24 protein-coding genes and 1 pseudogene are annotated in these 20,425 nt (G+C 43.2%); 10 read left to right on the forward strand and 15 right to left on the reverse strand.

The window, feature by feature from the left end; all coding sequences use genetic code 11:
• Nucleotides 1–10: 10 nt before the first annotated feature.
• From CEX98_RS06185 to rpoE, 4 genes are read right to left on the reverse strand one after another with little or no spacing between them, the layout of a single operon-like run.
• Complete coding sequence (locus tag CEX98_RS06185; RefSeq protein WP_099641239.1) at nt 11–469, reverse strand: SoxR reducing system RseC family protein; 459 nt, start codon at nt 467–469, stop codon at nt 11–13.
• On the reverse strand, nt 466–1,416 hold the full coding sequence (locus tag CEX98_RS06190) for a MucB/RseB C-terminal domain-containing protein (protein ID WP_099641240.1): 951 nt from the start codon (nt 1,414–1,416) through the stop codon (nt 466–468). Before CEX98_RS06190 ends, CEX98_RS06185 begins: the two co-directional genes overlap by 4 nt.
• Nucleotides 1,417–2,025, reverse strand: coding sequence for a sigma-E factor negative regulatory protein (locus CEX98_RS06195; protein ID WP_099641241.1), 609 nt, complete (start codon nt 2,023–2,025; stop codon nt 1,417–1,419).
• Nucleotide 2,026: 1 nt separating this feature from the next.
• Entirely contained in the window at nt 2,027–2,608 is a 582-nt protein-coding gene (gene rpoE, locus CEX98_RS06200; RefSeq protein ID WP_099641242.1) for an RNA polymerase sigma factor RpoE, read from the reverse strand.
• A gap of 297 nt (nt 2,609–2,905) precedes the next feature.
• Here rpoE and nadB point away from each other — a divergent pair, with 297 nt between their 5' ends.
• Nucleotides 2,906–4,513 carry an L-aspartate oxidase gene (nadB, locus tag CEX98_RS06205; RefSeq protein WP_099641243.1) on the forward strand — a complete coding sequence of 536 codons (1,608 nt, stop codon included), beginning with the start codon at nt 2,906–2,908 and terminating at the stop codon, nt 4,511–4,513.
• 167 nt (nt 4,514–4,680) lie between these two features.
• Here the strand turns inward: nadB and CEX98_RS22765 are convergent, their stop codons facing one another.
• Nucleotides 4,681–5,103 carry a protein YgfX gene (locus CEX98_RS22765; protein WP_143484327.1) on the reverse strand — a complete coding sequence of 141 codons (423 nt, stop codon included), beginning with the start codon at nt 5,101–5,103 and terminating at the stop codon, nt 4,681–4,683.
• On the reverse strand, nt 5,084–5,335 hold the full coding sequence (locus CEX98_RS06215) for a succinate dehydrogenase assembly factor 2 (RefSeq protein ID WP_099641245.1): 252 nt from the start codon (nt 5,333–5,335) through the stop codon (nt 5,084–5,086). The genes CEX98_RS22765 and CEX98_RS06215 overlap by 20 nt, the downstream gene beginning before the upstream one ends.
• Nucleotides 5,336–5,495: 160 nt before the next feature.
• Between CEX98_RS06215 and CEX98_RS06220 the strand changes: the two genes are divergently transcribed.
• Together CEX98_RS06220 and CEX98_RS06225 are read left to right on the forward strand one after the other, a co-directional pair.
• Nucleotides 5,496–6,407 (forward strand): YgfZ/GcvT domain-containing protein, encoded by a 912-nt coding sequence (locus CEX98_RS06220; RefSeq protein WP_099641246.1) that lies wholly within the window; start codon nt 5,496–5,498, stop codon nt 6,405–6,407.
• Nucleotides 6,408–6,418: 11 nt separating this feature from the next.
• Nucleotides 6,419–6,904: an FKBP-type peptidyl-prolyl cis-trans isomerase gene (locus CEX98_RS06225; protein WP_099641247.1), complete on the forward strand. Its 486-nt coding sequence runs from the start codon at nt 6,419–6,421 to the stop codon at nt 6,902–6,904.
• 34 nt (nt 6,905–6,938) lie between these two features.
• On the opposite strand, the gene CEX98_RS06230 is transcribed toward CEX98_RS06225, so the two are convergent.
• From CEX98_RS06230 to CEX98_RS06240, 3 genes are read right to left on the reverse strand one after another with little or no spacing between them, the layout of a single operon-like run.
• Complete coding sequence (locus tag CEX98_RS06230) at nt 6,939–7,388, reverse strand: hypothetical protein (RefSeq protein WP_099641248.1); 450 nt, start codon at nt 7,386–7,388, stop codon at nt 6,939–6,941.
• Nucleotides 7,389–7,400: 12 nt separating this feature from the next.
• Complete coding sequence (locus CEX98_RS06235; protein WP_099641249.1) at nt 7,401–8,228, reverse strand: DUF481 domain-containing protein; 828 nt, start codon at nt 8,226–8,228, stop codon at nt 7,401–7,403.
• A 17-nt stretch (nt 8,229–8,245) separates the two neighbouring features.
• Complete coding sequence (locus CEX98_RS06240; RefSeq protein ID WP_099641250.1) at nt 8,246–8,563, reverse strand: DUF440 family protein; 318 nt, start codon at nt 8,561–8,563, stop codon at nt 8,246–8,248.
• 201 nt (nt 8,564–8,764) lie between these two features.
• Between CEX98_RS06240 and CEX98_RS06245 the strand changes: the two genes are divergently transcribed.
• From CEX98_RS06245 to CEX98_RS06260, 4 genes are all read left to right on the forward strand, one after another.
• Nucleotides 8,765–9,562: a crotonase/enoyl-CoA hydratase family protein gene (locus CEX98_RS06245; protein ID WP_099641251.1), complete on the forward strand. Its 798-nt coding sequence runs from the start codon at nt 8,765–8,767 to the stop codon at nt 9,560–9,562.
• 357 nt (nt 9,563–9,919) lie between these two features.
• The gene (locus CEX98_RS06250) at nt 9,920–10,276 is read left to right on the forward strand and encodes a CidA/LrgA family protein (RefSeq protein WP_242441644.1); all 357 of its coding nucleotides are present in this window, start codon (nt 9,920–9,922) and stop codon (nt 10,274–10,276) included.
• The gene (locus CEX98_RS06255; RefSeq protein ID WP_099641253.1) at nt 10,269–10,961 is read left to right on the forward strand and encodes an LrgB family protein; all 693 of its coding nucleotides are present in this window, start codon (nt 10,269–10,271) and stop codon (nt 10,959–10,961) included. The genes CEX98_RS06250 and CEX98_RS06255 overlap by 8 nt, the downstream gene beginning before the upstream one ends.
• Before the next feature lie 14 nt (nt 10,962–10,975).
• Entirely contained in the window at nt 10,976–11,797 is an 822-nt protein-coding gene (locus tag CEX98_RS06260) for a mechanosensitive ion channel family protein (RefSeq protein ID WP_099641254.1), read from the forward strand.
• On the opposite strand, the gene CEX98_RS06265 is transcribed toward CEX98_RS06260, so the two are convergent.
• Both CEX98_RS06265 and cysS read right to left on the reverse strand, forming a co-directional pair.
• Nucleotides 11,781–12,680 carry a mechanosensitive ion channel family protein gene (locus CEX98_RS06265; RefSeq protein ID WP_099641255.1) on the reverse strand — a complete coding sequence of 300 codons (900 nt, stop codon included), beginning with the start codon at nt 12,678–12,680 and terminating at the stop codon, nt 11,781–11,783. The two genes, CEX98_RS06260 and CEX98_RS06265, sit on opposite strands and share 17 nt — an antisense overlap.
• Before the next feature lie 216 nt (nt 12,681–12,896).
• Entirely contained in the window at nt 12,897–14,276 is a 1,380-nt protein-coding gene (cysS, locus tag CEX98_RS06270) for a cysteine--tRNA ligase (RefSeq protein ID WP_099641256.1), read from the reverse strand.
• Between the two features lie 197 nt (nt 14,277–14,473).
• Here cysS and CEX98_RS06275 point away from each other — a divergent pair, with 197 nt between their 5' ends.
• Together CEX98_RS06275 and CEX98_RS06280 are read left to right on the forward strand one after the other, a co-directional pair.
• The gene (locus CEX98_RS06275; protein WP_099641257.1) at nt 14,474–14,968 is read left to right on the forward strand and encodes a peptidylprolyl isomerase; all 495 of its coding nucleotides are present in this window, start codon (nt 14,474–14,476) and stop codon (nt 14,966–14,968) included.
• Between the two features lie 237 nt (nt 14,969–15,205).
• Complete coding sequence (locus CEX98_RS06280; RefSeq protein WP_099641258.1) at nt 15,206–15,931, forward strand: UDP-2,3-diacylglucosamine diphosphatase; 726 nt, start codon at nt 15,206–15,208, stop codon at nt 15,929–15,931.
• 13 nt (nt 15,932–15,944) lie between these two features.
• On the opposite strand, the gene miaE is transcribed toward CEX98_RS06280, so the two are convergent.
• The gene (miaE, locus tag CEX98_RS06285; RefSeq protein ID WP_099641259.1) at nt 15,945–16,727 is read right to left on the reverse strand and encodes a tRNA isopentenyl-2-thiomethyl-A-37 hydroxylase MiaE; all 783 of its coding nucleotides are present in this window, start codon (nt 16,725–16,727) and stop codon (nt 15,945–15,947) included.
• Between the two features lie 209 nt (nt 16,728–16,936).
• On the opposite strand from miaE, the gene CEX98_RS06290 reads away from it, so the two are divergent.
• Complete coding sequence (locus CEX98_RS06290; protein WP_099641260.1) at nt 16,937–17,536, forward strand: Yip1 family protein; 600 nt, start codon at nt 16,937–16,939, stop codon at nt 17,534–17,536.
• A gap of 199 nt (nt 17,537–17,735) precedes the next feature.
• On the opposite strand, the pseudogene CEX98_RS06295 reads toward CEX98_RS06290, so the two are convergent.
• The 3 genes and pseudogenes from CEX98_RS06295 to CEX98_RS06305 all read right to left on the reverse strand — a co-directional run bounded on the left by CEX98_RS06295 (nt 17,736) and on the right by CEX98_RS06305 (nt 20,321).
• Nucleotides 17,736–18,079 (reverse strand): annotated as a pseudogene (locus CEX98_RS06295) (4a-hydroxytetrahydrobiopterin dehydratase).
• A gap of 10 nt (nt 18,080–18,089) precedes the next feature.
• The gene (gene phhA, locus CEX98_RS06300; protein ID WP_099641262.1) at nt 18,090–18,887 is read right to left on the reverse strand and encodes a phenylalanine 4-monooxygenase; all 798 of its coding nucleotides are present in this window, start codon (nt 18,885–18,887) and stop codon (nt 18,090–18,092) included.
• A 255-nt stretch (nt 18,888–19,142) separates the two neighbouring features.
• Nucleotides 19,143–20,321 carry a trans-sulfuration enzyme family protein gene (locus CEX98_RS06305; RefSeq protein WP_099641263.1) on the reverse strand — a complete coding sequence of 393 codons (1,179 nt, stop codon included), beginning with the start codon at nt 20,319–20,321 and terminating at the stop codon, nt 19,143–19,145.
• Between the last annotated feature and the right edge of the window lie 104 nt (nt 20,322–20,425).

Below are 20,425 nucleotides of genomic sequence, written 5' to 3' on the forward strand. Positions count from 1 at the left end.
ATTTTACATTTTATTTAGTACAATCACCAACTATTTGCGTTATTGGTAGGCTAATTGGGTAAATTTTTATCACTTTTACCTGATGCTTGAGTGAATTACCCTTCTTTTTGGCAAAGAACAAGCCCATCGCTGCACTTAAAAAAGCGATGGCTATCTGCCATGGTTCATCGAGTTCTAGTAAAAGCGCTGCGAAAAACATACCGATAAAGGCACATATCAGCGGCAACATGTAAACATAAAACGCATGCTTCACCACATTAGTGTCATCCAAAGCCAGCTTTATTTTTTGACCGACTTGAACAGATTCATTTAACTCGATGGGAAATTGTTTTTTGTGGGTGCCAAAAAGTTTGGCAAAAACTTGAGAGCCACACTTGCCGTTACAACCTTCACAAGCGGGTTTAGGTTCAGCTTCTAGATAGACAGTTGCCCCTTTGATGGTAGCAACTGTCAGGGTTTGTTCAATCATAAAGGTCTTTTCACAGACTCAGCAATTGCTTTGGCGGTCATCGCAGGAATATTCCCAACCACAGAGACATCAAATGCACCGGTATTATGGACATACACTGTTGTCGCCCCTGATGAAAGCGCACCACTTGGTCGTTGACCTGGAAGCGGACGTTGCACAAATACCGAAATATCGACTAGACCGTCAGAATACAAGTAGTAGTCTGCTAACTCATTATTTAAATCTAATTTATGTCTGTCAGATTTTAACAGTTCAAAGCCTTGAGGTAACCATCCAATTTGCCAATTATTTTTAGTGCCATTCTCAAGGGTTTTCAACAAACCTGAAACGGGCTCTGGAAATTGCTTTTGTGATAGTTCAAGCAGCTGCTCTGTTGGCGCTTCAGTTACGCTAATATGTGTCAGTTGCAGTTGTTCTAATAATTCACCTTCTTGATTGACATACGCAGACTTCAGCAGTAGCGATGATTCTGTATCTATCCACAGCCAATAATTGTATTTAGCGTCGTCTTTTGCTTCTAATCTGACAAGCTGTGCTGGCCTATCAACGATACGACCTTTACCACCGAGTACAAAGTCGTAGCTCTCTTTTAAGCTGTCGATATTTTTGAATAGCACCTCAGGAATAGGGCCTGCTATTGAATCTGTTTGGATGGTATAAGGGTCTGATTTTGGCTCAAAATAGGTGACTTTATCGCCAATTCGGACCATTTCAAGACCGGCACCGTTCAACAAGCTGAGTAGTTCAAGCTCAGTGCCTTCTATGTTGCCGTGCAACCAACGGTATGGCTCCATCGACTTTCCTTTAACCACAACGAAAGATGCATCAAAATTTCTTTGATGCACCGCTTCGGCCATATCTTTTAGCAGTTGCTTGGCTGATACGCTTTCATTTGCCCACAGCCAACTAGAGAAAAATACACTTACTACAACTAACAGTGCTCTCATTTATTGCTCTTTGTCCTCTTGCTTACCAGCCTTTTCATCAGCCGTTTGCTGTAGGGCATATGCCATACGTGACTGTCTCTGATGCTCTAATACTAACGCACCAATGCGCTGCTGTTGAAGCTCACGAATACCCTTCGCTGCAGATTCAAGCGCAGGCTCTGTTGACAAGCTAACAGGAGAAACACCACCAGCAAACGGAGTTGATTGAAGTTGTAGTGTGTCACTGCTTGGCAATGCAGGTTCTGTACTTAATGTATTAACACCAAGTACTGCGAACAAGGAAACACTTGCTGCGATTGCAATCTGTGCAAATGGCTTTCGCCACGCACTTAACTCTACCACATTACTCTTTGGTGCCTGTGTCTGCTTTTTCTCTACCACAGGCTCGCTGTACGTCTGCTCAAGCTCTAATGCAGCTGCAAAGCTATTGGTGATATCGATACAGGGCGTGTCTTGCTTCTCGCTACGCATTACATCACCAATCAAGGCATATCGTGCAAACTTTTGTTCGTCTACACGAACATCCGTTTCGGCGTTGAGTGGCAGATCACCGTCAAAAATTTGCGATGTCGTTAAATCTTCTGCCACTTGTTTATCAGCTTGTGCCATATTAAGACTCACCTATTAATGGGTTCAAATTGTTATCTATCGCTTCCCTTGCGCGAAAAATTCTCGAACGGACCGTACCAACTGGACAATCCATAATAACAGCGATTTCTTCATAACTCATGCCTTCAATTTCACGCAATGTAATTGCGGTTTTTAAGTCATCTGGCAAACGTTCTATGGTCTTGAATATCACTGCTTTGACTTCATCACTTAACAATAGATTTTCAGGAGACGCATTTGATCTTAGTTGGTCTGCACCATCGTAAAATTCTGCTTCTTCTGCATCCACGTCATTTGCAGGCGGCTTTCTACCTTGTGCCACCAAATAATTCTTTGAACAGTTAACCGCGATTCTATACAACCAAGTATAAAATGCGCTTTCGCCCCTAAAGTTAGGCAACGCTCGATAAGCTTTAATGAACGTTTCCTGCGCCACATCCGCCACATCGCCTTGATTTGCTACATATCGAGAAATCAGCGCTGCGACCTTATTTTGATACTTGGCAACTAACAGGTTGAATGCGTTTTTATCTCCCTGTTGAACGCGTTTAACTATATTTAGATCTAAATCCTGCTCGCTCATTCGAGCCGGTACTCCTCTTTTTGTTTTTCTAAATCGTATCTAGTTGCCATCATTCACAGCTACTCTGACTTAGTACTGAATAAAAAGTTCTGTTTTTTTGTATTTTTTTTTAAAATAAACGAATTCATCCATCTTTGCGTACTAATTCTTGGTTGCATGTGTAGCACGATTCCATTAGCAATCACAAAATATGTTCTCAATGATTCTCATTAAACGGAACAAACTCTCTGCCTTCTATGATAGCAGATGTGGTATAAATAACAGAATTAAACACAAAAACAGTTAAGATCTTCGAATATGAAAAATACAACTCACCACAGCACTGACGTTGTCATCATTGGTAGTGGCGCTGCCGGACTCTCTTTGGCACTGTCTTTGGCAAATCATTGTCAGGTGACAGTGATCAGCAAAGGGGCATTAAAAGAAGGCTCTACGCTATATGCTCAAGGGGGCATTGCTGCGGTATTCGATAAGAAGAACGATAGTATTGAATCTCATGTTGAAGATACACTCGCCGCTGGCGCCGGACTGTGCGATCGCGATGCCGTGCACTACACCGCTTCAAATGCTAAGCACTGCTTAAAATGGCTGATCGAACAGGGTGTACCTTTTGATATGGAAGTGGATAGCAAAGGTAAGGAGCGTTTTCACCTAACCCGCGAAGGTGGACACAGCCACCGCCGTATTTTACATGCTGCCGACGCAACGGGTAAGGCCGTGCAAACTACATTAATAAGCCAAGTGCAGCAGCACCCAAAAATTAATTTACTGGAGCAGTATAACGCTATAGACCTGATTAAAGATAAACATCACCAGTCGGAGAATATCAGAGGCGTATACGTCTATAACCGCAAGGCGGATAGAGTAGAGAGTATTGCAGCTAAGTTCGTAGCTTTGGCTACTGGCGGCGCCAGCAAAGTATACCTGTACACTTCAAACCCTGACGTATCATCCGGTGATGGTATCGCGATGGCATGGCGTGCAGGTTGTCGAGTAGCCAATATGGAGTTTAATCAATTCCACCCAACCAGTTTATATCATCCTGAACTGCAGAACTTCTTGATCACCGAAGCCATGCGCGGTGAAGGCGCATTGCTGAAGCGCCCTGATGGTACACGTTTTATGCCTGACTTTGACGAGCGTGAAGAGCTCGCACCACGCGATGTAGTAGCTCGTGCTATCGACTATGAAATGAAGCGCTTAGGTGCGAACTGCGTTTACTTAGATATTTCACACAAAGATAAAGAGTTTATTATCGAGCACTTCCCGACGATTTACGCCAAGTGCTTGAGTGTTGGCTTAGATATCACTAAAGAGCCGATCCCAGTCGTACCGGCGGCACACTATACCTGCGGTGGTGTGATGACCGACTTTAACGGCCGTACTGACATCAATAACCTGTATGCCATTGGTGAAGTAGCCTATACCGGCTTACATGGCGCCAACCGGATGGCAAGTAACTCACTGCTAGAGTGTATTGTTTTTGCACATGCTGCAGCAAAAGACATTTTAGCAAAAATAGAGCAAAGCCCCGCACCAACAAACCTACCAGATTGGGATGAGAGTCGCGTTAGTGACTCAGATGAAGAGGTCGTGATCACCCACAACTGGCATGAACTTAGACTATTTATGTGGGACTACGTCGGTATCGTTCGTTCCACTAAGCGCTTAGAGCGTGCGTTGCGTCGAGTTGAATTACTACAGCAAGAAATCCATGATTATTATGCAAACTTCAGAGTTAGTAATAACTTGCTCGAGCTGCGTAACTTAGTGCAAGTAGCCGAGCTCATTATACGCAGTGCGCTGGAGAGAAAAGAAAGTCGTGGTCTTCATTATACCATTGACTTCCCAGACATGGCTGAAAACGCAGCGCCCACCATTTTGTCTCCTACTACACCGAATTAACCTGAACTCGGGATAACAACTTGTTCTCTAGCAACTGTTATCCCTTACTACTGCGTTAAACTTGCTTGCAATAGGCCAGAGGTTAATTATTGTTTGATGAGTGCGCTACCTAGGCAGTGCACTCACTTTTTGCCAGCCAGCACTCATTTAGCCTAAGCTTGGGTTAATTAACCTGAGGTTTGGGCTTGCAATACGGTGCGACACAACAGCCGCCAATCAGATTCTTGCACAGCACGACGCGTAATAAAAACCTGTTGCTTCATCCCTCTTTCATTTCCAAGGGTTAACTCTACTTGCTTATCAAACCAGATGGTCGCAGCCATCAATTGGCCTTTAAAGTGCACCTGCTGCGCGTGGAGCTCTATATAGCGTTTTTCATGAATAAGGAGTAAAGTTCCAGTTGTTGGTGTTCGTGCTTGCAGCCGCAACCAATAAGCGTAACCGACGGTGACACAGCATATTGTGATAAGCCAATATAGACTTGGGAACAGCAAAAAAAGAATAAACGCAAGGCAAGAAAAGAGAACCACAAAGAGTGTGCGGTTCTGCTGGTTGTGTTGAAAATCGATTCTAGACGCGGATCCGATCAAGGATAAACGTAACCATGCGTTTTAGCTCAGGATCTGGGCACTCTTCATGACCCATAAACCACGCAAATAAATCTGGATCTTCACAGGTAACAAGACGTTGAAAAACGTACTTACCTTCGTCTGATAGCGCGTCATAAGCCTGATCTACAAATGGCTCCAAAATAACGTCCAACTCTAACATGCCACGACGGCAAGCCCATTTCACTCGAGCTTTAGGCAGCAACTCAACCATAAACTGATTAACCCCTGATAAACTATTGAGAAAATTATACCCACTCTACTGAACATATGCCATAAAACTTACAGAAATGGCGTATTGAAATTCTGAGTCCCTATCTCCACTTCTGATTTTACGGTAACATTACGAAAACACTTTAATAGGGATCAACATTATGTCAATTGCTCGTGCTTATGCGCTTCCTTTCAAGGTTATTCGCATTTCAGGACAAGATAAACTTAGCTATTTGCACGGTCAGGTTACGCAAGACATTAACCTTATCAAAGAAAACAACTTTATGTGGTCAGGACATTGCAGCCCAAAGGGGAAACTATGGTCTGTTTCTCGCCTTACTCGGCTGCAAGATGAGTACTTAATGATTGCAAGCAGCGCTGAAGCCGAAGCCTCATTGCGTGAACTTAAAAAATATGGCGTATTTGCGAAGGTCGATATCGACTTTGCTGATTGCGACGTCATCGGTCTAATAGCAGAAGACGCAAGCACCTTGGCTGCAGCCTTTAATATTGAGCTAAACTCTGGAGCAACTGCATTTGACGTAGCTCAGGGTAAGTTATTAAAGCTCAATGATAGCCGCTTTCTCCTACTTAACTTTGGCGGAGCAAACTTACCAAACGAAATCGTGCTAGAAGCTAACCCAGCCCCATTTATTGCAAGTAGTATTTTGGCGGGAGAACCAGCAATTGACGCGGATCACATTGATGAATTTGTGCCACAGATGGTAAATCTGCAAGCATTGGACGGGATCAGCTTTAAAAAAGGTTGCTATACTGGTCAAGAAACCGTTGCACGCATGCGTTATCTCGGTAAGAACAAACGGGCAATGTACATTGTCTCGGGAACCACTGCAGAGCGTATTGAAGAGACAGATATCGAACTACAAATTGAAGACAACTGGCGCCGCGGTGGCAAGGTGATTCAACAAACATTCGACACTGATACAAATCTATACTATGCCTTAGCGATAATGCCGAATGATACCCCTCATGACGCAGTGCTAAGAGCGAAAAATTCACCAGAGGTGAGTCTTACCATTCAACCTCTACCTTATTCTTTAGAAGACAACTAACGGGATCTTATATGATTATTGGCCCTAACTCAGTAGTAACCATTCACTACTCAGTTCAAGACAAAGACAACAACACCATCGATAGCACTTTTGATGATGAGCCTGTAGTAGCGATGCTAGGTTCAGGCTACCTGATCCCAGGCTTAGATGATGCACTGCAGGGCAAACAGGCTGGTGATACTTTTAGCGTCACAATTGAGCCTCAAGAAGGCTACGGTGAGCGTTTTGACGAACTCACTCAAGCCGTGCCTAAATCTATGTTTGAAGGCATGGAAATCGAAGTTGGCATGCAATTTAGAGCAACTACAGATGAAGGCGACCAAGTGGTTGTGATCATCGGTATTGAAGACGAAGAAGTCATTGTAGATGCCAACCATCCCCTTTCAGGGATCACACTAAACTTTGACGTAGAAGTGGTTGAAGTAAGAGAAGCCACGGCTGAAGAAGTAGCTCATGGCCACGTTCATGGCGAAGGTGGCTGTGGTCACGACCACTAAAACGTCCTGTGTTTTAGATACAAAAAAGCGCTGACTACTCAGCGCTTTTTTCTTTTTTAAGTTTACTTTCCATTGCCTTAACAAGGTTTGCTTGGTCATTGGTGCCTAAGCGATATTTAGTACCATCTTTCATCACCACCTCTAACGCGTCAAACCCCGCAACTGTGTATACCCAGCCGTCGGTGCTAATGCGCATGCCTATTCCATGGCGTAATGAATTAGTAACCGGCTGGACAAATTCGATATCATCAAATTGTAGTGTCATTTTGGCAACAGATGGACCAAACCACCAGCTCAAGGTTTGCTGTTGCTTATCAACTTGGATAGTCAAGCCATAGAATATAAACGCTACCAGCGACAGGATAACCAAAAACGCCACAAATGCGAGGTTACTGCCGGTAAGATAAATTGCCAAAACCGTAAAGCTGGCAATAAAAGCAAGAAAGAGCCATATGACCCAAGCAAACTGTATATTTTTATACATTGATACTCTTCTTTAATTAAAGCTGTATACCAAAGTAGCACCGAGTTCAGTATCTACCTTTTCTTTTTCATCTTCAGGTTGTGAGTTATAACGGTAGATAAACGCAAACTTCAGCGCGATCCCACCGAGTACTTGTGTCACCAATGCCGACTCAGCAAACAGACGAGAGTTTAATCCTGATAGCGACTGTTCGAAACTCACATCCTGATTAAAGCGCGTTCGCCTCGATATATTTCTTTCCCACTGTAATGCCATTCGTAACAGCTGACCTTTTTCAGTTCTGTCTTCCTCAGCCTCCAATTCGACTTCATTATCGATTCGAGAAATAGACATGCCGGGGCCAATATCGATATCAACTGTATTCTTTCTTCCCTCAAACACCCGATTACCGTAACCAAGTGCGATGGTGGTGGTATATTCTTTACCGTTAAACCTATCACGCTCATAATCGCCATACATAAAAAATGACGCATTATCATCGCCGAGTTTGTAGTTCCCCTGAGCTGAGCCAAAATAGCGTGAGGCTGATACGTCTTCAACATCTGTTTCGGTATTTTTCTCTCGGCGATAGAGCCCATCAAATTTGAACTGGTTACGCCATTTGGGAAAGTCCTGATAGAGGTTACTTTTCAGTTTAAACGAGGTATTTTGAGTATTGCCTTTGTTGACAATAAAACCAAACTCAACATCGCCATATAGCATTTCACCCTTATGCTGTTGATGGATCTCATCATCAGGCATACTGCCGTATTCGTGGAAGTCCTCAAACGGATCAGCAGCTTGGCTTGGTAACGATACCAAGCCAAACACTATTAAAACTATAAATTTAAAAAATGGCACAAACGACTACTTTACGGTTATTGTTTCCAAATAATGTGACAAAATGGTGCGTCTAAGTCTCGACTGATTAAGATTTTCGCATATACCTGATCTGAATCGTCAAACTCAATGCCCACTAGTACTTGAACAAAGTGCTCTGGTTCCGCTTCTTGCTCGTAGGCAGTAACGCTCGACCAACTTTCATCCGGTTCACTTTCTTCAATAAAACCACGCTCTTCACGATGTTCATTAAACATTTCAATATCGTGTTCTTCGAGGTTATCGGGAGCCAATTCAAGGAAAATATCATAAGCCTGATGAGCGGCTTCTTCGATGCTACAAAGTCTTGCTGTCATGGACGCTAGCCTTTTGTTTTAAAGTTGGCGCAATAATAGCAAAATGCGCTAAAACATAAATACACTGTCGCGATATTCAAACAGAAAATAACGCTAAACGGCGAAGAAATTATCAGTTAAAGTTGAATCTTATAACGCTTTTAAGTTATTACTCTAAAAATAACGTGCAATACCAATAATTAAAGACAGGGACCCCTCACTATGATTTCATATACCGAAACCAATAATATTGCTTATGTCACCCTATCTCGTCCCGAAAAACAAAATGCGCTTTCTGTGGAAATGTTTGTTGGCTTAGACAAAGCCATCAACACCATCGCTAAAAACAAAACTATTCGAGCCGTTGTACTGCAAGGTGAAGGAGCACACTTTTGCGCAGGCCTAGACGTAAAAAGCGTACTTAAAAAACCAACGGGTATTGTAAAGTTACTACGAAAATGGCTACCTGGAAATGCCAACTTAGTTCAACGTGTAGTGCTTGGCTGGCAGTCTCTGCCCGTCCCTGTTATCGCCAAAATATCAGGAAACTGTTTAGGTGGCGGCTGTCATATCGCTTTGGGTGCGGATATTCGTATTGCCGACAATTCAGCTCAATTTGCCATAATGGAAGCAAAATGGGGATTGTGCCCAGACATGGGGGGCAGCTTGCTGTTGCCTGCGACTATGAATAAAGATAAAGCATTACTGATGACCATACATGCCGAAAGGATCACAGCACAGCAAGCGCTAGAAGATGGCCTTATCACTGAGCTTTGCGATGATACAGATGCGAGAATAAACCAGTTGTTAGCGCAATTTAGTTCGCGCTCTCCAGATGCAATCGCGGCGATAAAAAAAGTATATAATCGCGCCTATAACCAACCGTCACGCAAGCTGCTGTGGCTAGAAACTTGGTCACAAATTAAATTACTCAAAGCCAAAAATACTAAAATCGCGATGAAAAACGCAGGCACCACAGAACATGACAAAAAACCTTTTTTACCTAGGATGAAATGGTAGCATTCAAAGTGCTACGTTAACTTGCCCAAAAGTATGATGTGCAATTCGATTCCACAGCGTACAATTGGCTATCATAGTTAACCTGAGGTTTGGATAAGAAATGAGCTAACTCATTGTTTTTAAAATCACATTAAATAATTTCCTTGTCTAGCCAGAGAGTTTTGGCGATAACAGCGCTCTCGCGTTCTGCTACCGCCCTGGTAACTACACCCTTGTAGGCAAGGCGAATTTACGCACCAATAGCTGGCTATTGGAAGTGAATTCAACGCAGTTAGCGCTAAAACTGGTTGCTAGAAAGGCATTAATTATCCGAAGCTCAGATTAGTTATAAAGGATCTCGTCTTAATGATACACATCGTGAAGTTGATACTACAATTTGCTGTTGGCTTTGCAGTTATTTTAGGGTGTCTATTTAGTGCCAAGTGGGTAGTTCAGATCACCGGGTTACAACTCCCTGCGGCGCTACTTGGTATGATATTTTTACTCATACTGTTGATGACAAAAATTATCAAAACTGAATGGCTCGCGCCTGCCGCAGAACCCATTTTAAAATATATGGCACTGTTTTTTATTCCCGCAGGCGTTGGCTTAGTCGAACATTTGGGGCTATTTCAATCTCATTGGCCGATGCTATTATTATTACTGTTTGGCGTACCTACGGTTAGCTTGGTGCTATTAAGCCCTATTGTGAAGAAAATAAAGTTCCGTGATTAATGTAATAGTTGCAACAACGCTCACTGTGGCGTTATTTTTTATGATGCGAGCCGTGTACCAACGCGTCACCGTACCGCTGCTCAATCCTGTGCTCTTATGTATTTTATCTATCTCTGCATTACTATTGCTAACTCAATTTGACTATCATACTTATCAACAAGCGACCTTACCCATCCATTACTTGCTAGAGCCCGCAGTTGTTGCATTAGCCTATCCACTATACAAACAATTTCATCAGATAAAACCGGTCTTTTTCGCACTTTGCTTTACCAGCTGGCTAGGTGTCTCTCTTTCTACCTTCAGCGCCTTTATGATCTGTCACCTTTTTGCTGCCGATGCACAGCTTTCTGCGTCTATGGCGGCTTTGTCTGTCACCACGCCTATCACCTTGCTTATAAGTGACTATTTGGGGGGGATCCCTGCGGTTGCCGCCATCATGGTCATATTAATTGGTGTTTTTGGTGGCGTGTTGGGGCTACATCTGCTGCACTGGTGTAACGTCGAAAGCGCCCAAGCGAAAGGTACAGCGCTAGGTGTTGTTTGCCATGCAATAGGCACAGCGGCAGCTATTGAACATCACCCAATGGCCGGCGCATTCGCCTCTGCTGCAATGACCATTACTGCAATGATAACTGCACTTTGGGTGCCGTTGTTTTATCATTGGTTAACTACTCTCATTTACTGACTCAGGACACTACAGTGATCAACCAAGAAATAGAGCAAATTGAACATTACTATAATCTTATCCGTGAGTACCTTGTCACTTATAGCTTTCAGCTACTCGCTGCAATTATCATTTTTCTGCTTGGTCTTTGGCTCTCGAAAAAGCTCTCTAAAGCCACTGAGAATTTAATGCTGAAACACAGTATTGACCCCGCTTTAACCAACTTTGTTGGCAATGTGATCAAGGTATTAATCATCGCCATGTTCGTGATCATTGCACTTGGTAAAGTTGGGATCAGCATCACTCCATTTGTCGCAGCAATTGGCGCGGCTTCTTTGGGAGCCGGCCTTGCCTTACAGGGGATGTTGGCCAACTATGGCGCAGGACTTGCTATTATTGCCACTCGCCCCTTCGTAATAGGTGACACCATCAGTATTAAAGGCGTGAATGGACAAGTTAAAATGATAGAGCTTGGACATACCACACTGATAAATGAAGACAAGGTAGAGATCACTATCCCAAACAAACATATTGTAGGCGAAATACTCCATAACTCATTTGCAAATTCATTAGTCAAAGGAGAAATAGGTATTGCCTACGATGCAGATTATGAGCGCGCACTCACGCTGATCACAACGGTACTCACCGAAAACCAAAAAGTAAGCCAATCACCAAAACCACAGGTTGGTATCGAAGCCTTCGCCGACAGTGCCGTAGTACTAAGCTACCGCTATTGGGTGCCCACAACCGCACTGATTGAAACTAAGTTAGAGGTCAATAAGGCTGTGTTTGCTGCCATTCAAAGTGCGGAAATAGAAATCCCATTCCCGCAGCGAGTAGTCAAGATCCTTCAGTAGGTTTTTCCACGGAAAAACCACTGCGTAAATGGAGATCTCGTTGTGGAAACGGGATCTCAATTTGATACTTACGAAAGGCATCATCAATGGCCCATAAGTAGTCAGAGATCAGTGCCGTGGGACGTTTAACCTGTTCAGGCTGCACCCAAACGCCTAGTGTAAAGTTCAAACTACTATCACCAAATCCCGTCATCCACACCGTAGCCTCTCGCCCTGGCGTGCTTAAGGTATATTGTACATAGTGAGCAGCTTCTAGTGCCGCGCGTTTTACCTTCTCTTTATCACTGCCATAAGCGACCGAGAAAGGAATACGAAAGCGACGATATTTATCCGACATCGTCCAGTTAGTGATAGTATTTGACACCATTTCAGAGTTTGGGATCAACAAATCTACGTTGTCGTTGGTACGGATCCAAGTCGAGCGCATGTGGATTGCGATAACTTCGCCAACCACACCATTGGTTAATTCAACAAAGTCTCCCACCTTGACTGTTTTTTCTAACAATAAAACGAGGCCAGAAACAAAGTTATTTACCAGACCTTGTAAGCCAAGACCAATACCGACACCCAAGGCACTTGCAACCAATGCTAGCTCTGTAATTTCTATGCCCAATGCTGTGAGTGCAATAATAAAGCCGATAAAGAGCACGATGTAATGGATGATCCGCCCAATCACGTATGCTGAGGTGTGCTGAATAACTCCTTGCCTTGAAGCAATACGATTAAAGGCAAGCCGCAACAGCTTAGAAATAATTAAGGTTGCAATAATGACGGCAATAAAGGAAAGCGCCTCGCCCACTTCCAGTGAAAATTTGCCAAATGAAAACAGCTTTTGGTCAAGCCATGGAATGTCTACGTCGATATCTATTGGTGCTTTAATCATGATGTTATTTATTTTTCTCTCACTAGCATTAAGTGTGTCTGTCGTTTTCGTACATTACAAGTTTTCTTATACCTATTTGCTTAACTAAGCAGGCTATTTTGAGGCGAGAAAAGCCCATTTACTTAATCCAGTTGGTATTAGGTCTGAATTAAGGACAATAAAAAAGCCCTCACAGTGTCGTGAAGGCTTTTTTATTTCGCATATACGCTATCTTTATTAAGCTTTGCGCCACGTCGTTTTACCAGCGCTATCTTCTAACACAACGCCTAACGCGGTTAACGCGTCTCTTGCTTCATCCGCAGCAGCCCAATCTTTATTTTCGCGGGCGGTGCGGCGCTTTTCGATCAACGCTTCGATTTGTGCTACTTCATCGTCGTCTTGCTCACCTTGTAAGAAAGATTCAGGGTCTTGCTGTGCAATACCTAGTACCTCAGCCAATTTCACAAGAATAAAGGCATGCTCACCAGCGGCTTGCGCATCACTGTCTTTTAAACGGTTTACTTCTTTTGACAATTCAAAGATCACAGGTAGTGCTTCTGGCGTGTTGAAGTCGTCATTCATTGCTGCCTCAAAACGTTCAACGTAAGCGTTACCTTTCAGCTCCACTGCCACCAACTCAACACCACGTAGCGCAGTATATATACGCTCAAGAGACGAGCGCGCTTGCTCTAAGTTCTCTTGAGAGTAGTTTAGCTGGCTACGATAATGACCATTGATTAAGAAATAGCGCACCGTTTCTCTGTCAAACGCTTTTAACACTTCACGTACAGTAAAGAAGTTGCCAAGCGACTTAGACATCTTCTCTTTATTTACTTGTACCATGCCAGTGTGGATCCACGTATTTACGTAGCGGCCATTGTTTGCGCAGCACGACTGTGCGATCTCATTCTCATGGTGTGGGAACTGTAGATCTGAGCCACCACCATGAATATCAAAGAATTCACCCAAGTGTTTTGAGCTCATTGCACTACATTCGATGTGCCACCCCGGACGCCCTTCGCCCCACGGAGATTGCCATGCAGGCTCACCGGCTTTGGCTTTTTTCCACAGTACAAAGTCAAGTGGGTCGTCTTTACCTTCAGCAACTTCAACGCGAGCCCCAGCTTGTAGCATCTCCAAGTCTTGCTGGGATAGCTGACCGTATTGTTCAAAAGTTGAGACGTCAAACAGCACATCTCCATTTTGCGCAACGTAAGCATGGCCTTTTTCAATAAGACGAGCGATCATCTCGATGATTTCATCCATATGACCTGTTACCGTCGGCTCAATATCCGCAGGCAGCATGTTTAAGGCCGTAAAGTCTTCGTGCATCGCTTTGGTCATACGTAACGTTAGGTCATTAATTGACTCGTTGTTTTCAGCTGCGCGCTTAATAATTTTGTCATCAACGTCGGTAATGTTACGTACATAGGTCACGTCGTAACCTAAATAACGTAAGTAACGATTCATTACGTCAAATGAAACATAAGTACGTGCGTGCCCTACATGACAGAAATCATAGATGGTGATACCACACACGTACATATCAACCTTGCCTTCTTTGAGCGGTTTAAAAGGGGCTTTTTGGCGAGTGAGTGTGTTGAAAATCTGCAACATGTAGTTTTCTTCCTAAGTACGTTCATTTTTTAACAAAAGAGTTTTTAATCATACCACCTGCATAGCAACGCCTCTAGATTTTAATGGCGTTTTCAGGCAGTTTTTTGATTTTTACGCTGATTTTTACGGAATGCTTTTTCACAAAAGCCCAGTTGATATAAAATAGGGTTTTATCATTCAACACGATGGACACTAACATGGTTGTTTTAGAAACAAATCACGGCGAAATCCGCATTAACCTTTTCGCTGACAAAGCACCAGAAACGGTAGCGAACTTCCTAAACTACGTAAACAGCGAATTTTATAACGGTACTATTTTCCACCGTGTAATCGACGGTTTTATGGTTCAAGGTGGTGGATTTGCACCTGGTATGGAGCAAAAGCCAGTGGAAGCACCAATTAAAAATGAAGCTAACAACGGTGTTGCAAATAAAGTAGGCACGCTTGCGATGGCACGTACGCCAGATCCACATTCTGCCACGGCACAGTTTTTTATTAATGTGAATGACAATGACTTTCTTAACTTCTCAAGCGAAACGTCGCAGGGTTGGGGTTACTGTGTATTTGGTGAAGTTGTTGAAGGCATGGACGTAGTAAACAAAATTAAAGGTGTTGCTACTGGCTCAGCTGGTTTCCACCAAGACGTACCACTTGAAGATGTGATCATCGAAAAAGCATACGTTGCTGAGTAATATCATCACTTTTTGTTCAAGGCCAGTATATGTGCTGGCCTTATATCATTTGACTTAATACCTACTCAATTTGAGAAGCTAAATCTGACGTTATCTGCATTAACAATTTTGCCTTGCCGACATAGGCTGCGGTATCTTGCTGTGAGCAGGATACGGAGGGTGGTTATCGTTAAGATTTTCCAGTCTCTGAATAGACAACTTAATTAAGCACATTGGTATTATCAGTTTTGAGGTCCCATGGGTAAAACCTATTTTATCGCCGATTTACATTTAACCGAACACCGCGCAGATATCACCGAGGCGTTTTATGCGTTTCTCGACCACCATATGACAGCTGACGTAGACGCACTATACATTTTAGGTGATTTTTTTGAAGTGTGGATTGGAGACGATGAAAAAGACCCGTACGCCCTGCAAATAGCACAGAAGCTAAGCAGCTTGAGCTCGCTTGGTATTGACCTATTTTTTATTCACGGTAATCGTGACTTTTTGATCAAGCAAGATTTTGCCAATGCCTGTAATATGACCCTATTGCCAGAGCAAGCGGTCATTGACCTATATGGCACACCTACGGTTATTTTGCACGGGGATGAAATGTGCACGCAGGATGAGGTGTATCAAAAATTTCGCAAGAAAAGTCGTGGCTGGTGGTGGCCGAGGTTAATGCTTGCAATGCCACTTTGGTATCGTCGTCGTGTCGCCGCAAACGCTAGGCGAAAAAGCATTGAGAATCAAAAAGGCAAGCCGCCAGAAATACTCGATGTTACCGAAGAGGCCGTAGCGCAAATGTTTGCCAAACATGGCGTAGATAATATGATCCATGGTCACACCCACAGACCAAAGGTCCACACCTATGCTGATGGCAAAGTGCGCACCGTACTTGGCGACTGGTATTCTCAAAGCTCTTATATTGTTGTAGATGAAAGTGGCAAGCAGCAGCTCCTTTGCCACCCATTTGAATAACTATAGTGCTTAATTAAATAGGCGCACCTGAGTGAAACTTAAAATCAGGGTCCGCTGACGTAATTAGTTCATTTTCTACTTGCTGGAACAATTGAATACGCCCAGCTACATCACAGCGCTTTGGATCGGTCGCATTTGCTACTTGATGGGCCAAATCAATATAATCTTGATAATGCCTGGCCTCTGAGCGCAATAGCGACACATAAAACTTAGCTATTTCTTGGTCTAGGTGTGGCGCAAGTTTGGCGAAACGCTCACATGAACGAGCTTCAATATAGGCGCCGATAATTAATTTGTCGACCAATGCCGCAGGCTCATAAGTGCGAATATGCTTGATCATTCCAGAAGCATAGCGCGATGCTTGTACATATTCGACCGGGATCCCCCGTGCTCTAATGATCTCTAATACTTGCTCAAAGTGGTGTAGCTCTTCTTTGATAAGCCTCACCATTTTGCTGAGAATATCCTGATTATAGGCATATTCCCGCCTTGCTGTTAGTTCACCGATCAGTTCATTTTTGCTACCTGAAAACTCCCCGTCGCCAATACTGCGATAAATAAAGTCTTCATAAGGCTGTAACCAACTTAACAGGGTTTTTGCAGACCCATCATCTATTGCATATTTACGAATTAAAAAAGCCGCGCTTTGTGCTGCTTTTAATTCACAATGCATATGGTCGATAAGCAGCAAGGGTAAATGCTCGCTTTGCTTTGCTTTCTCAATCCAGCTTTGCGGGGTTTCACAGCCCAAAAACTGATTAATAGGCGTAAGTAAATCTGTGTACTTTTCTAACATAACAACAAAAGACTAATGTGTTTGCGCCATTTTACCACAACTTATCGCTGCAAGGTCTACCATGGGGCCATTCGGCTATAAGTTTTAGATCATTCTGAAAATAGTAATATTGCTATTCAACTACATTTTCTTGACAAAAATTAACTCATCTCTCATAACTTAATTGAATTGTACAAAAATAGTACAAACCTATATTTGAGGGGCTAACTATGATCTTTAATCATCTCTGGGGCTTATACGCCCACCCACAAGAAGAGTGGCAAACTATTGATAACCGTCACGAGAGTATGTTTTACAGTTTGTCACATATCGCACTAATTGCGCTTATTCCCAGTATTATGGGCTACTATTCTTCCGTTTACTTAGGCTGGAGTGTAGGCACCGGAGACGCTGTCTATCTAACTCATGAGTCGGCACTCTTGATTGGCGTTGCTATGTATTGTGCGCTCATCGCTGGTGTGTTTATTTTGGCATATCTGGCGCATTGGATGGCAATAACCTTTGGCTCTACGCCAACTTACACTCAAACGCTTGAACTTTCTGCCTATACCGCAACGCCGATGTTTATGTCTGCTTTTGCAGCGTTTTATCCTGAACTTTGGTTTGTGGTTTCAGTTGGCATGGTAGCACTTGCTTATTCGGTTTACCTGCTGTACACCGGTGTGCCCATTTTGATGCATATACCAGAAGAGCGTGGTTTTATTTATGCAAGCTCAGTGGTTACTTGTGGTCTTGTGTTGCTGGTTATTATCCTTGCCGCTACCGCGATTTTGTGGACAAATGGCATCATTAGCCCAACTTTCACTTAATAACCAGCTTCTGGTTAATGATATTACGCGCTTGAGCTTAGGTATTTTAGTGAATTAAATAATGTTAATTTTCCATCTCACGCAAAACGGTGCTCAGATAGCACCGTTTTTTACAAGACCATTCGCTATATCGCTCCTGCTGAACAAAAAAGGCGCAGTACCTAAGCGGAACTACGCCTTTTCTACCAACTGGCTACGATTATAGCGCTTCGAATACTTCATCTGTTTAGCTGCGCAGATAAAATCGTTCTTGTGCAGACCTTTAATTGAATGGCTCCACCAAGTCACGGTCACTTTACCCCACTCGGTAAGTAGGCCTGGATGATGGCCTTCTTCTTCAGCCATATCGCCCACTTTGTTAGTGAAGGCTAATGCTTGTTTAAAGTTTTTGAACTTATAAACACGCTCAAGCTGCATAATACCATCACGTACTTCAGGTACCCAATCAGGGATCTGTTTGATTAGAACCGCTAGTTCTTCATCTGATACTTTAGGCGCATCCGCACGACACGCTTCACATTTTTGTGCACTTAAATCAGACATTGATAATTCCTTAACTTGCTAGTTTTTGTTTTGGCGGAAACTTAGGTTCAAATAACCCTAGCTCTTTTGCTTCTTCAACCAATGACATGATATCCATTTTTGAGATCTCAAATAAGTCATTGATTGAGTTAATTGTATAGTAAATCGGTTGCATAATATCGATGCGATAAGGTGTACGTAGCACGTCCAATACATTTAATGGATTAATTTCTGGCTTATCAGAATAAACGTACTGTGTCTCACCTGGACTAGATAAAACACCGCCACCGTAAATACGCAGGCCTTGGTCAGTTTGCATTAAACCAAACTCAACCGTAAACCAGTATAAACGGGCAAGGTAAACACGATCTTTTTTCTCAGCCGCATAACCTAGCTGACCATATTTGTGCGTAAACTCTGCAAATGCAGGGTTAGTCAGCATAGCGCAATGCCCGAAAATCTCATGGAAAATATCTGGCTCTTGCAAATAGTCAAACTCTTCTCTTGAACGTATAAACGTTGCCACTGGGAATTGCTTGTTCGCTAACAACCGAAAGAATTCATCAAAATCTATCAGTGCAGGAACAGGCGCAACTTGCCAACCAGTCTCTTTCTCTAAAACTTCATTCAACTCGCTAAGTTGAGGAATGCGATCTTTGGGTAGATTAATTTTTTTAAGGCCAGCCAAATATTCGTCGCAGGCTTTACCTTCAATACACGCTAACTGTCGTTCAACCAACTCTGACCAAATTTGGTTCTCTTCATCTGTCCAAGCAATAAAGCCATTCTCGTCTGGCTGCTTAGATACATATTTACTTGCTTTAGCCATTTTACATTCTCACCTCATTCACTCCGATTTTTCGATCTGACAATTGTTATTGCTGTCCTGTTGATGGTTCGGAGTGCTTCAACTTGTGACTTTGATACTAAGTAAAAGTGAAGGAAAGTTTAATAGTGAGCACGTTTATCGCATTTCTCACAACACACCATTTTGTAAAGATAAAAATACAACACTGTAAACTTAGGAAAACACACAAATAAAAAAGGGCCCATCTGGGCCCTTGCCGTACATTAAAAATTACACCTATATTTTATCAAATGCTTGCTTGAGATCATCGATGATATCTTGGACGTCCTCCAACCCTACTGAGATCCGAATAAGGCCATCAGAAATACCAGCAGCTAGTCGCTCTTCTTGGGTATAAGGTGAGTGAGTCATTGATGCGGGGTGCTGAATAAGCGTTTCTGGGTCACCAAGGCTTACAGCTAAGGTACATAGTTCAGTGGCATTAATAAACTGCTCTCCTTGCTGCAAAGAACCTTTAATTTCAAAAGCAATGACGCCGCCTGCGCCTTTCATCTGTTCACCAAGAAATTGATAACCTGGATGCGAAGGCAGGCCCGGATAATAAACAGTATTTACTTTTGGGTGCGACTCGAGAAACTCAGCCACGGTCTGAGCACTTTGGCAATGGCGCTGGACACGTAGCGCCAATGTTTTTAACCCGCGATTGATTAGCCACGCATCATGTGGGCTGATCGTTGCGCCAATGTCTTTTAATACGGTTAGCTTGATAAGCTCAATATGTTCCTTTGAGCCGCACACTAGTCCAGCTACAACATCGCCATGCCCATTGAGGTACTTAGTGGCACTGTGGACAATAAGGTCAGCACCAAAATTGACTGGTTTTTGCAACAGCGGCGTCATAAAAGTATTGTCAACAACGAACAGAAGCTCATGCTGCTTTGAAACCTCACCCAACATTTTAAGATCTAATACTGTCATATTGGGGTTGATCGGGGTTTCAGCAAACAACAGTTTTGTGTTTTCTTTTATGGCATCACGTAACGCCTGCTCATCGCTTAAATCAACGAAGGATACTTCGATCCCAAACTTTGGCAGCATATGCGCAAAAAGTGCGAAGCTGCAGCCGTACAGTGCACTTGATGCAATCATATGATCGCCGTGCTGTAAAAAGCTCAGTACCGAGGCCGAGACGGCCCCCATACCGGTAGCTGTCGCGGCTGCGTCTTCCATGCCCTCTAATCGCGCCACTTTTTCTTCAAGCTCTCTCGTTGTAGGGTTACCAAGACGCGTATAGATATAACCGGGTTCTTCCCCCGCAAATCGAGCTGCACCTTGTGCCGCATCTTTAAAATGGAATGTCGACGTTTGATACAATGGCGCGGTTAATGCGCCATGCGGATCGTCAAAATGATTGGGTCCGTGAATACACTGACTGTCATCTCTTAATGTTTTCATACTTGCCTGCTGATTTTATTATTGCTAATCAAATAAGTGCGTTAGCGAGCTGATTAGCGTCGTTTTTGTGTTGTAACCAATATGTAGGGCAGTTTAGAACAATA

This window comes from Pseudoalteromonas piscicida, from assembly GCF_002744175.1.
Classification (GTDB): Bacteria; Pseudomonadota; Gammaproteobacteria; order Enterobacterales; family Alteromonadaceae; genus Pseudoalteromonas; species Pseudoalteromonas piscicida_B.